14 protein-coding genes are annotated in these 11,853 nt (G+C 43.3%); 2 read left to right on the top strand and 12 right to left on the bottom strand.

Features of this window, described 5'->3' with window-relative positions:
* Positions 1 to 147: 147 nt before the first annotated feature.
* Positions 148 to 1,347 carry an AI-2E family transporter gene (locus tag IGJ42_RS12490; RefSeq protein WP_086297837.1) on the top strand — a complete coding sequence of 400 codons (1,200 nt, stop codon included), beginning with the start codon at positions 148 to 150 and terminating at the stop codon, positions 1,345 to 1,347.
* A gap of 42 nt (positions 1,348 to 1,389) precedes the next feature.
* Here IGJ42_RS12490 and IGJ42_RS12495 read toward each other — a convergent pair whose 3' ends face one another.
* The 6 genes from IGJ42_RS12495 to IGJ42_RS12520 all read right to left on the bottom strand — a co-directional run bounded on the left by IGJ42_RS12495 (position 1,390) and on the right by IGJ42_RS12520 (position 5,676).
* A complete protein-coding gene (locus IGJ42_RS12495) occupies positions 1,390 to 2,334 on the bottom strand; it encodes an ROK family protein (RefSeq protein ID WP_430615644.1) in 945 nt (314 codons plus the stop codon).
* The gene (locus IGJ42_RS12500) at positions 2,331 to 2,969 is read right to left on the bottom strand and encodes a GyrI-like domain-containing protein (RefSeq protein WP_086297843.1); all 639 of its coding nucleotides are present in this window, start codon (positions 2,967 to 2,969) and stop codon (positions 2,331 to 2,333) included. The genes IGJ42_RS12495 and IGJ42_RS12500 overlap by 4 nt, the downstream gene beginning before the upstream one ends.
* Before the next feature lie 148 nt (positions 2,970 to 3,117).
* Positions 3,118 to 4,470, bottom strand: coding sequence for a PTS cellobiose transporter subunit IIC (gene celB, locus IGJ42_RS12505; protein ID WP_430615647.1), 1,353 nt, complete (start codon positions 4,468 to 4,470; stop codon positions 3,118 to 3,120).
* Positions 4,463 to 4,981 (bottom strand): hypothetical protein, encoded by a 519-nt coding sequence (locus IGJ42_RS12510; RefSeq protein ID WP_016612676.1) that lies wholly within the window; start codon positions 4,979 to 4,981, stop codon positions 4,463 to 4,465. Before IGJ42_RS12510 ends, celB begins: the two co-directional genes overlap by 8 nt.
* Positions 4,971 to 5,327 carry a PTS lactose/cellobiose transporter subunit IIA gene (locus tag IGJ42_RS12515; protein WP_016612677.1) on the bottom strand — a complete coding sequence of 119 codons (357 nt, stop codon included), beginning with the start codon at positions 5,325 to 5,327 and terminating at the stop codon, positions 4,971 to 4,973. Before IGJ42_RS12515 ends, IGJ42_RS12510 begins: the two co-directional genes overlap by 11 nt.
* 13 nt (positions 5,328 to 5,340) lie before the next feature.
* A complete protein-coding gene (locus IGJ42_RS12520) occupies positions 5,341 to 5,676 on the bottom strand; it encodes a PTS cellobiose transporter subunit IIB (RefSeq protein ID WP_016612678.1) in 336 nt (111 codons plus the stop codon).
* Positions 5,677 to 5,930: 254 nt separating this feature from the next.
* Here IGJ42_RS12520 and IGJ42_RS12525 point away from each other — a divergent pair, with 254 nt between their 5' ends.
* Positions 5,931 to 6,251 carry a helix-turn-helix domain-containing protein gene (locus IGJ42_RS12525; protein WP_005228576.1) on the top strand — a complete coding sequence of 107 codons (321 nt, stop codon included), beginning with the start codon at positions 5,931 to 5,933 and terminating at the stop codon, positions 6,249 to 6,251.
* Between the two features lie 127 nt (positions 6,252 to 6,378).
* Here the strand turns inward: IGJ42_RS12525 and IGJ42_RS12530 are convergent, their stop codons facing one another.
* The 6 genes from IGJ42_RS12530 to IGJ42_RS12555 all read right to left on the bottom strand — a co-directional run bounded on the left by IGJ42_RS12530 (position 6,379) and on the right by IGJ42_RS12555 (position 11,846).
* Positions 6,379 to 7,059: an amino acid ABC transporter permease gene (locus tag IGJ42_RS12530; protein WP_315037021.1), complete on the bottom strand. Its 681-nt coding sequence runs from the start codon at positions 7,057 to 7,059 to the stop codon at positions 6,379 to 6,381.
* Positions 7,059 to 7,910, bottom strand: coding sequence for a transporter substrate-binding domain-containing protein (locus IGJ42_RS12535; protein WP_430615650.1), 852 nt, complete (start codon positions 7,908 to 7,910; stop codon positions 7,059 to 7,061). The genes IGJ42_RS12530 and IGJ42_RS12535 overlap by 1 nt, the downstream gene beginning before the upstream one ends.
* Positions 7,911 to 7,922: 12 nt before the next feature.
* Positions 7,923 to 9,374: an amidase gene (locus tag IGJ42_RS12540; RefSeq protein WP_430615653.1), complete on the bottom strand. Its 1,452-nt coding sequence runs from the start codon at positions 9,372 to 9,374 to the stop codon at positions 7,923 to 7,925.
* A 259-nt stretch (positions 9,375 to 9,633) separates the two neighbouring features.
* Positions 9,634 to 10,476, bottom strand: coding sequence for a DUF368 domain-containing protein (locus tag IGJ42_RS12545; protein ID WP_430615655.1), 843 nt, complete (start codon positions 10,474 to 10,476; stop codon positions 9,634 to 9,636).
* A 121-nt stretch (positions 10,477 to 10,597) separates the two neighbouring features.
* Positions 10,598 to 11,107 (bottom strand): GNAT family N-acetyltransferase, encoded by a 510-nt coding sequence (locus tag IGJ42_RS12550; protein ID WP_005234265.1) that lies wholly within the window; start codon positions 11,105 to 11,107, stop codon positions 10,598 to 10,600.
* A gap of 112 nt (positions 11,108 to 11,219) precedes the next feature.
* Positions 11,220 to 11,846, bottom strand: a complete 627-nt coding sequence (locus tag IGJ42_RS12555) for a glycosyltransferase family 32 protein (RefSeq protein ID WP_010749841.1) — start codon at positions 11,844 to 11,846, stop codon at positions 11,220 to 11,222.
* Positions 11,847 to 11,853: the final 7 nt, after the last annotated feature.

Below are 11,853 nucleotides of genomic sequence, written 5' to 3' on the forward strand. Positions count from 1 at the left end.
AAGATGCCATCAGTTAACCCCTTATCAAAGATATTCTTTCATTATAAAGATATTGATAATATGAGCGTAGTTTTTTCAAAAGGTACGTTGTTTTTTTACAGAATAGGGGTCTTTCGTTATAATGTAGCTAAGAAAGCGAGGCTTATTATGAAAAATAACCGATTGATCCACTTTTTAGGCGGCAAAACAAGCTATTATGTCTTAGGACTGATTATCTTGTCGGCAGTTGCTGTCTTTTTGCTAAATCAGATTTCTTTTTTATTTACACCCTTTTCAGCCATACTTACAGCTATTATCCCACCCTTTTTATTTGGGCTGATCCTTTACTATCTGTTTAACCCGGTGGTCGATAAATTGGAATCGAAAAAAATTCCCCGCAGTGTTTCGATTGCTGGGATCTATCTTTTGATTCTTTTGTTGATCGTCTTTGCTGGTTTCCAGCTTTACCCGATTTTGGAGCAGCAAACCACCGATCTGATCAACAGCTTACCAAGTTTGGTCAGTGACTTTGAGAAAAACGCGACCGCCTTTTTAGAAAATACCCCGTTTCAAGATGAGATGGCACAAATTACAGACACATTGCAAAATATCACCAACAACATCATGAGTTTTATTGGGGACTATTGGGAAACTGGTGCTGCTGGGCTCAGCAGCTTGTTTTCAACGATTTCGACCTTGTTCATCGCTTTGTTTACGGGACCGATCATTGCCTTTTTCTTATTGCGCAACCCCAACAAGTTTTATTTTTCAGTTCTCTCGTTAGTGCCACCACGTTTTCGCAAAGACTTTAATGAAATCGTCAAGATCTCTGACATACAAGTCGGTGCCTTTTTGAAAGGACAAATCATTTCTTCCTTGATTTTAGGGGCGATCTATTGGGTCGTTTTCCTATTGATTGGCTTAGAGTATGCCAGTATTCTGGCGATCGCCGCTGGTCTGCTTTGCATCATCCCCTATATTGGTCCTTTTATCGTCTTTTTTCCGGGACTTTTCATTGCCGCACAAGACTCCACCGGGATGTTGATTAAATTTTTGATTGCTTGGTTTGCTGTACAGTTGCTTCATGGGGATTTAGTCGTGCCCCGTGTGATGGGTGACCGATTGAAAATTCATCCTATTACGATTCTGGTTGTTTTATTAGTGATGGGTGATTTGATGGGGATCGTTGGGGTGATTTTCGGGATCCCAATTTATTGTCTGCTAAAAGTTCTTGTCGTTTACGTGTTCCGCAAATTCAAGCAGCGCTATAACCGCTATTACGGTCAAGAGGGCAAATACTTCCACAGTGCCTTCACTAGCAAAGATTACCTAGGTGACGAAGACAAAGACACCAAGAAAAAAGCCTAAAAAACTGCCGCGATCGTTGGTTCGCGGCAGTTTTTTTCTATTTTATTTCATCTCATGTTCCAAAAAGAAATGATAGAGCGCCCCTAATAAATTGGCGTCATTTTGAAATTTGCAGGCTTGGATTTCCGGCTTCGTCAAAGTCTGCTGCAAAATCGGTAAACTAGCTAGCAGTTGCTGATACTGACGGTCGATTTCTTCCACCACGATCGCTTGGGCACTGATGCCCCCGCCAATCACGAAGCGCTCTAAGTCGATCACGGCTTGAACATTGAGCATGACACACGCGATTTCTCGGCAATACGCTGTAAACAGCGCCCAGACCTGTGGTTGTTTCTGATTGATGGCGTCAAAAACTGCTTCACCATCCGCAAGATCAGCTAAGCCTAGCAGTTGGGCGCTGCGACGAATCATGGCGACCGCTGAACCGCTAAAACCTGCCAATTGCTGCAGGGTCAATCCCTGATTGACTGGTTGCTCAGCGTTTTCTTGAGTGTCACTTCTCTTAGTGGCATTTAGTAGAAAACTTAATTCCCCGGCTTGAAAATGTGCACCTTGGATCAGTTTTCCCTCAACGATTACGCCACCGCCCAAACCAGTACCTAATGTTATGGCAGCTCCGTTTTGAATCCCTTTAAGGTTTCCTAGCCACCATTCAGCTAATGCGGCTGCTTTGCCATCGTTGGTCACAGCAAGCGGCATTTGATACTTTGCCAGCAGCTGTTTTAAGGAGACCCCATCTAAAAAAGGCAATGCCCCGCCAAACGAGATTGTCCCTGTCTCTGGGTTGACTTTTCCTGGAGTACTAACAGCAATGCCCCGAATGCTCCCATGAACGTCTTCAACGATCGTTTCAATCCCTGTCAGAAATTCCGTAAGATTTTTCGGCGTATCCATCCGGCCTCGTGTCAGAATATTCCCCGAGCGATCAATGACAGCCGATTTGATTTTCGTGCCGCCGATGTCGATGCTTAAATAGTTTTTATTCACTGAATCCCACCCTCTGCTTCTACTGCCCATCGCAGGACGGTTTTGGCTTTATCTGGTGAAACTTTTCGCGGATCAGACAAATAGATTTCTCGATGCTGGAACGTGTCCATCGTTGGACGGATCACTAACTGCTCTTGTTTTAACAGCTCTTTCATTTTCGCAAATGTTTCCGCTTCAGTGTCAAAAGAACCTGTATGCATCGCTTGCAGACACAATCCTTCTTCATAGCGCTCAAAGATGAGCTTTTCTAGATTTGGATTGTCTTTCTTCTCTTTGACGGCCAAGAGCTGTTCTTGAAACAGTGTTTCCGTGACTGGTTCTGGTTGGCGAATCATGATTTTGTAGATCAATTCTTCTTTGTTGATGGCACCCTCTGGCTTTGTCAGAGAGGTCCACACGCCTTCCAAAGGAAAGACCGTGTATTCAAAGGGTTCATTGCCAAAAGCCCCTTTTTTCAATCCCATCCTGAGTGAATAAGAAATCGTATATAAAGCGGCGATCTCTTCGCTAAATTCAGGACGATTCGGATTGCCGCTGCTGCTCAAACTAATAAATTGATACGTTGGCACCTCGATCACTGTTGGTTTTTTGGGAAGATAAAGCTCTTTTTCTAGTTTGCGCCATTCATACTTCATAAAAGACCCTCCTCGATTTGCTTTTCTTTATTTTACCATGAAAAAGAAGGACCATTGCAAAAACAGTTATCCCTTCAACTGCAAAGGGACAACTGTTTTTTTCTTATAGGGATAATGTAGCTACTTGCTGTTACCCCAACTGCTCGTCTTATGCGGCTTCTTGTTCTTCTTTCAGCAATTTTGTGTCATAAAACTTCGCAAATGGAAAATAGATCAAGAAAGAAACAACTGCACAAACAATGGCAACGACGCCTGCACGCCAGTCTCCACCGGTGCCAATAAAGCCACCAAGTCCAACGGGTGTTGGGAAAGGAATATTGGCGATCATGGGACGAATCAATTCCATCCTTGTGGCAAAATACGCGATCGTGGCGGATGCCATCGGTGCTAACAAGAAAGGAATTGCTAAATAAGGATTATAGATGATCGGCACCCCGAAAATAATCGGTTCATTGATATTGAAAATCGACGGGACGATGGCAGCTCTCCCTAATACTTTCATCTGTTTCGATTTAGCAATGTAGATCATAAATAAGGTAAAACCAAGGGTTGCTCCCGAACCACCTAATGTCACGTACCCGTTGGTAAATTGGCCTGCTAATGGGAAACTCGCCCCTTCAACATTGGCAGCTAAATTAGCTAACATGATCGGGGTGATCAGTGGACTAATGATATTGAATCCATGAATCCCTACCAACCACAAGGCATGCGCGAGGAAGTAAATCACCATGATTCCCAACCAACTATCCGTAAGGTGGGTAACAAACCCAAACGGAATTGCCACTAGTTGAAAAATATCCGTCCCAAAAACAACTAAAATCCCATTGATGGTCAGAACCACAACTGCCACTACAAAGGCTGGTATCAGTGCTGTAAAACTACGAGCCACACCTTCAGGCACTTCTTCGGGCATTTTGATGACCCAGTTGTTTTTTACACAGAGACGATACAGCTGAACGGCAACGACCGCCATCACGATCCCAGTGAAAATACCAACAGTTCCTAAACGTGCGACCCCATCGGCACCAATCAACCAACCATTGATCAGCCCTTCTTCCATATCATTCATCCGTGTCATTTTTCCGCCGTCAAAAACAAGCTGAGGAATCGACATCAATGTAGCAAAAACACCTAACAACGCCCCATTGATCGGCGTCAGGTCGAGATTCTCCTCGACTTGAATGATCTTGGAATACTCATAGCCCAGAACGATACAAAAATATAATGCCAATAACCCCATGGTCGTACTATTTGCTAACATATACAAATCACTGAAATTCAAAAAAGTCGCTTCAAAAAAGTCAGCTAAAAACGGAAACGTGATCGGTAAAATGTTGAATACTAAAAACATTGAGCCTACGATCGTAAAAGGAATCGACGCCATCCCTGCCACCATGATGCTACGAACGATTTTGTATTGGGAAATCTTTCCCATCGGACCCATTACTGCTTTTTCCAAAAGTTGAAATAGTTTATTGTTCGATTCTGTCAATTCAATCACCCTTTCTTTCTATCTCTTCAAATTCACGTATCCATTGCCATTGTCGATCTTTATTACGAAAAATTTTCTTCAGTTTTCTGATACCACTCCAAGCAAAGACGCCACTTATCCAGAGAACTATGCGAACATACTCCGTACTTTGCGAGGTGAAATAGGGGAAAATAACTTCTGTCACTCCAAAAAAAGTCAATAAAAAAAGAATGGCCATTGTCCCCATTTGAAGGCGTAAATACCAAGTAGTAAAAAAGAGTTGCTTGCGGACGATGGTTGCGTGGTGTCCATATAAGCGGATAAACTCACTGATCGCTCCCATTGAAAAAAGCAACAGGCTCAGTGGAACCACACGCAGCCATTGCCCTGCCAAAGAAGCAGCTAACAGCCAATATAGGTTAAAAAAGAAAGAGAATGCCACTAAGTACCGCAAAAACAACAGACGTTGAAAATAGAGATTTTTCTTCGTCAGTTTTTGCGATGCATCTCTTTGCGCGACTTTTGCTTGCTTACTCGCCATCTGCACTCCTGCATTGGATCGCTTCTTCAAGGCGATTCATCTTTTGATAAATCCTTAGCATTTCTAGTGCAACCTCTCTGAGGGTCATGGTTGTCATCAAATGATCTTGTGCATGGATCAACAAGATATCGCAGGTAAATGAGGTCCCTGAAGCATATTCTTGCAGCATTTTTGACTGGATGCGGTGGGCTTTGACTAATGAATCATTGGCTGTGTCCAACAACTCTTGCGCTTCTTGACAACTACTGATTCGCATCTGTTCAAAGGCTTGATGAATCATCGTGCGGGCATCACCGCTTGCTAAAATAAGTTCAAAGGATATTTCTTGTATTTTTTCACTATCCATAGCCTGCCTCCATTTATTTCGTACTTTTTTCTAATGCAATGCTTTCTTTGACTAACTGTGCTAATTTCTCGATTCCGATTGGGATCGGAATATACGCTTGCGGGGGAATATTCACGATTGGTTTGCCGTATTTATCGGCGCTTTTCTTTAAATTGGCAAAATGCATTTTCGTTTGCGGGCTAACTAGATATAAATCATACTCATCCTTAGCGATCGTAGCGATCCCCTCTGAAGCAGAGATGGCATCGATCCTCACTGACCAACCTTCTGTGGTTAAAAAGCTTGTTCCTTTTTTGGCGATCAACGATGAAGACATGCCTGCTGCACAAATTATCAATACTTTTTTCATTTCCCTTCCTCCTTCTATGAAGCGCTTCCATTCGTTGTATCTGTTCCTTTCTTCTCCCCTCCTTCGTGCTATAAAAAATCCTTGAGAACGATTCACTATCCGCTGATTCTTACAGGTAGTAATCCTTCTTCACATAAATAGTATTACATATCGAGTACTTTGTAAATGCAATAAAACTCTATTAGTGATATAAAACATTAATTTCTTTCTGCTTCTATCGTGTCATAGTAGAATAATTTTGTGGAGGGGATTTCATGTTTAAAGATCGTTTAAGACAGTTGCGGAAAACGCGATCTGGTTTAACACAAGCAAAAATGGCAAAATATTTAGGAATCGCCAAAACAACCTATGCTTCGTATGAGCAAGGCAATCGGATGCCCGATATTGAGATCCAAAAAGAACTTGCTGATTACTTCAATGTCAGTCTCGATTATTTACATGGACGTCCGAATGATTTGGAAGCCCTCTCTATGAAACAGATTCGTGTGGCTTCAAGAATCAATGAGGACTTTACTGAATATCAACTATCTGAAATCATTACCTTTATCGAATTTATAAAAAACCGCCCAGAGTAAACGCGATACTATTCTGCCTTTTTTCTCTGGCTAACTTGTGGTGCTGCTTCATTACCTAAAGAAAAAACTGCTGTCAATGTCTCACAAGGAAACATTGACAGCAGTTGAAGAGCCTCGGCTCTTTTTTTTATTGTCTTACAGTATCATTAGTAGCAAAGCGTTTTGAAAAATGTTGTTCTAATCGCTTTTGCCCGGCTTCAATCAAAATGCACAACAGCCAATAGATGATGGCAACTAGCACGTACATGGACATGTAATCAAAAGTTCGTCCGCCAACGATCTTGGCTTTTTGAAAAATATCAGGAATCGTGATCATTGCTGCCAAGGAGGTTCCTTTCAACAAATCCATTGCCACATTACTCAATGCCGGTACAGATATACGAAAAGCTTGCGGCAAAATAATCAGACGCATCGTTTTCGTAAATGATAACCCTAACGCATAGGCAGCATCAAATTGCCCACGATCCACTCCAGCAATTGATCCTCGGTAGATTTCCCCGATAAATGCGCTGCTGGTCAATGTAAAACAGATGATCGCAGCACTAAGCGCCGACAATTGATAGGGCAAGCCAAAATACAGTAGGAACAACAAGACCAACGCTGGGACGCCTCTTAGAAATGAGAGATAGCCCCGCACGAACCCTCTAATGATGGGGTTTTCCAGCATCCCTAAGAAGGTGAGCATGATCCCTAAGAGGTTGCCACCTAGAAAAGAAACGACAGCAATGCCGACCGTATAGGACAAGCCCGACAGCAAATAGGGCAATGAGTCCCACATCAACGGCAAATCAAGGGTTGGAATATACATTAGTCTGTTTCAACCGTTTGGATCGCTTGATCAGATTTTACTGAAATATCGGTTTGAAAATACGTTTCTGCAAGTTCTTTTAAACGGCCGTCTTCTTTCATTTCTGCTAAAACAGCATCCACTTTTTCCTGCAATGCTTTATGATCCTTCACAAATAAGAAGCCCGTTTCATTCGGATTAAAGTAGACATCTTCTAAAATTTTTACAGGGATATCTGGCAAAGCAGCAACCGCCATTTTTTGCAAATAGTAATCATTCAAGATCACATCCGTTCGACCATTCGCAACATCTGTCAAATACTGATCATTCGTTGCGTTGTCGTAAGTCACTAATTCTGCCCCATAAGATTCGGCTAAGCGCATGTAGCTGGTATTCGGTTCACCAGCAGCTTTTTTGCCATCCAAATCTTCTAAAGAAGCAATCCCTGAGTCATCACTTTTACGCACGATCATACTATCGAACGAGTATTTGATAGGCGTTGAGAGACTGAATTTTTCCGCCCGTTCATCCGTCAAACCAAAATCGTTGGCAGCAAAATCGGCTTCTCCACGTGTTAAAGAAGAAACTTGTCCATCGACATTGTACTCTTTAAATGTGATCTCTACGCCTAATCGTTTGGCGACTTCTTTTGCCACATCGACATCATAGCCCACTAATTCATTTTCATCGTTATAGTAAGACGATGGATACAAGGTTCCCGAAGTAGCAACAACCAATGTTTTGGCTTCTTCCACCTTGCTTAGACTGGTGTCTTCTTCCGTTGGTTTGCTGCAGGCACTTAACAGGACCCCCGTAAATAAACCTAAAAAGCCAACCATTGCAACGATTTTCCCTTTTCTAACTTGTTTCATAATATCCTCCTCTTAGTTTCCTTGTTTTGGCAACAGAAATCGTTGCTGTGTTTCAAATAAATAGCCGACTTGGAAAAGCAGATCTTCTCTGCCTTTAGACGCCATAAATTGGATCCCTAGCGGCAACCCTTCCTCGCTAAGAGCAGTTGGCAAGCTGATGGCTGGCTGCCCCGTTAAATTGGCTAATTGAGTGTAAGGTGTCAGAGTATAGCTCTTGGCAAACATTTCTTCGATCAACTCACCCGCAGCACTTTTTCCAAGCGATTCGATCTCATGCAGTCTTTGGCGAATGCTATCGCTTTGTAAGTCTTCCTCGATCAAAGGGGCTGGAAAAGCCGTCGTCGGTGTTAAAAAGAGATCATAGGTCGAAAAGACTTCTTCCATTTTTTCTGCCAGCTGATCCCACCACTGCAAGGCAAGAACGTAATCGGCGGCAGGCAGTTTTTTGCCATATTGGTAAAGTGCCCAGGTCATCAATTCCATCTCTTCACGTCTGACTGGTTCTTGACGAGCAGCATCGATCTCAGCAAACATCGCAGCTGTTTCGCCACCATTCATGGCGTAATAAGTGGTCATCATTTGCTGACCATCCACTGGATAGCCCACTTCAACGACTTCATGCCCCTGCTCTTCTAAAAATGCGGCTGCACTTCGGACTGCTTGGATGGCAGTTTCAGACACTTGGCCACCGGTCGGCGATGCGGTAGTAAAAGCAACCTTCAACCGCGGTTTTTGACTCGCTTGTTGATGATGCCATTCTACTTGCGGTGCCTGATAAGGGGCTGCCGGCTGTGACGTCCGCAACGCATAAAACAACTGTTCCGTATCACGCATAGAAAGCGTCAACGCAAAGTTGATGGAAGCGCCTTGCCAGCTGCGCCACTCACTAGGACCCACTGGCATCGTGCCACGGGTTGGCTTCAAACCGATTAATCCGCTAAAGGAAGCTGGAATGCGGATCGATCCGCCGCCATCACTGGCACCTGCAATCGGAAACATCCCCGAAGCCACTGCCGCTGCCGCACCACCACTGGAACCACCAGCTGAATAGGCAGGATTCCACGGATTACGTGTAGGCCCATACAATGTTGGATCAGTGATATTTTTGAATCCAAATTCTGGTGCATTGGTTTGCCCTAACGGCACAAAGCCCGCCTCTTCTAAACGAGAGACAAAATGAGCCGTGCGGATGGCTCGTGCTTTTGCAAACAGTTTGGCTCCTGACGTTGCTGGCCACCCTGCTTTGGTTTGGCCGAGTATTTTTAGCGGCATGGGTTGTCCACCAAAAACCGTTTTTTGAAGATGCTGCTCGTAATGCTGGATCGCTGCTTGCGGATCAAATGTTACAAGCGCATTCAAAAGCGAATTTTGTTGATTGACTTTTTCTTCGATCATCGCCACCCGCTCGGCAAAGCTGATTTGACCTTGCCGCAATTGTTCCGCCCAATAGGTCGCATCTTGCATGCTTGTCCCTCCTTTTTCTCAATAACCTCAAACAATTATCTAAACTGTAACACATGGGAAATTCTTCTTTATATAGACTACAATATACCAAACACTAGGAAATCTTTCAACAAAAATAGAACAGTTTTTAAACCTGTATCACATCGTTATCAAACGTTCCAATCTTTTTACTACTGGCTGTCCACCAACGCTTTCTCTTAGCTGCCCGAATCATAACCTAACAAAAACGGCACATCGCCAAACGATGTGCCGTTTTGATTTACTTGTATTTTTCTTCCAGCTTGCTCATCCAAAGACCTAACCAAGCCCCCAAGACAAACAAGATAATTCCGATGACGGCCGTTACCCAAGTAAAGCCGCTATAGTTTGCCACCGGAGGAATCACGATCAAACCCGTTGAGGCAATAACGATCCCTAAAATGAAGTGATAGACTTTTGAATGATAATGCGTCAATAGCCACTCCATCAATTTCGAAAACAACAGCATCACTGCCAAGCCGCCAATGGCGATCGGTAGAAAGACACCCATGATGTCAAAGCTCTTAAAGCCTTTCAACATCGGATCATAAAGGCCCAGAACGAGCAAAAGGTTTGAAGGACTCAAGCCGGGAACCAAAACACCTAACGCGATCAGACCGCCGGCGATCACAAAACCTATGAAATTGGCAGGGATCTTTCCTAAGATATCGCCCATAAAATAGAGGAACAAGAAGCCGATGACCATACTGCCGAAGAACCAAATCAAATCACCGGTTGTTCGTTTGCTTTTTAAAGTAGATTCTTTGGCAAGTGCAGGTAATGTCCCAATAATTGCCCCCGCAAAGCCCCACAAAACGATGATTTGATAATTTTGCAGCAACCACTCTAATGGCTTCGATAAAAGACCGATCCCTACGATTCCCCCGATCCCTACTGGTAGGAAAAAGAGGAAATTCTCTTTAAAATTCTTCGTCAGATGTGCCATAAAGCGCAGCATCCGCTCATAAATGCCTAAGATGGCTGCCAATACGCCACCTGAAACACCAGGCAAGATAAAGCCCAAGGCAATCACCACGCCTTTAAGAAAACGTGACAAAATACTTTCGTTTCTCTGTTTTTCCATTTACAATTGCTCTCCTTAGCGATGGTTTTCACCAATCGTTCTTTTTTCATCAATCCCTTTAACTATACTTGATTGCCAAAAAAATGGAAAGTAATTTCTAATTCCTCATACAAGGCGGCACTTAAAGTTCTTTCAGCATCAAGAAATCCGTCTGCTCATCATCCCCCATAAAAAAGGAATGACTGCCAACTCTTTCAAAGCCCATCGTATGATAAAAAGCCAACGCATTGTCGTTAAATTCCCAAACGCCTAACCAGATCGACTTTTTCTGCAGCGCTTTGGCGGTCTCTTGGGCAAAAAGCAGCAGTGTTTTGCCATAGCCCATCCGCTTATGTTCTTTTTTGATATAGATCCGTTCAATTTCCAACCCCTCTGGGGCGATCGCTTCCGTCTGTGCCTCCCCCCAGTTAAGTTTGATATACCCTACGGTTTGATCATTTTCTTGCAAAAAATAAAACGCCGATTGCGGATTTTCTAACTCTCGGGTCAGTTTCGGCAGATTGTAGGCTTCTTCTAGATAGATGCGGGTATTTTCCTCCGTATTGAAAGGAGCAAATGTATCGTAATAGGTGGATACGCTGATTTCTCCCAATTCTTCTAAATCTGCCAAAGTACATCGTTTGATAGCCATCAAAACGCCTCCTTTTTTATCAAGCTATTCTATCACATCTCCATTATCCCTTGCAAAAGCAAAAAGGGCGGACAGCTTTCCCCACTGTCCGTCCTTTCATAGACTTACTCTTTTATAACCAAGAGCCAGAAAACTGATGGATCACCATCGTACTCGGATCTTCCTCGACCTCACCCGTGATATAGCTTTTTGGTGAAAACGTCATTTGCGGGAAGATCTCTACGCCCTTAACGGTTTGTCGTTGATTATTCAATTCTAATCCGTGGTTTTGCAGCAGTTCCGTCACTCGGATCACATTGGTGACGACATCTTCCGTTTTTTCTGCCCGGACAAATTTTCGGTCATCGTAATCGTGGTACCATTCTTCCATAAAGGGATGGTGCGGAACCGCTCCAATGATCCCAGTAGAAATCTTGGTTTCGATCTCAAAGCCCATAAATGCCTCCAGTGTCAAGAGCTCATCTAAAGGTTTGACCACCTCGATATCAGTATCCATATAAATACCGCCTTCTGTCACTAACGCATACAAACGAACCACATCTGACACAAATGCCCATTCTTCTTGGTCATAGGCCTCTTTTAGATAAGGACCGAATTTTGAAAGGTCGATCGTTGATTCATCCCAACGTTTGATCTCATAATCCGGACAATATTTTTTCCAGGTATCCATGTATTTCTTTTCTTGTTCACCTAATGGATTGCCGCCAAACCAGCAATAATGAATAATTTTTGGAATCATCAATCTC

Source organism: Enterococcus sp. DIV1067f (assembly GCF_050543505.1).
In the GTDB taxonomy this organism is placed as follows: Bacteria; Bacillota; Bacilli; order Lactobacillales; family Enterococcaceae; genus Enterococcus_D; species Enterococcus_D entomosocium.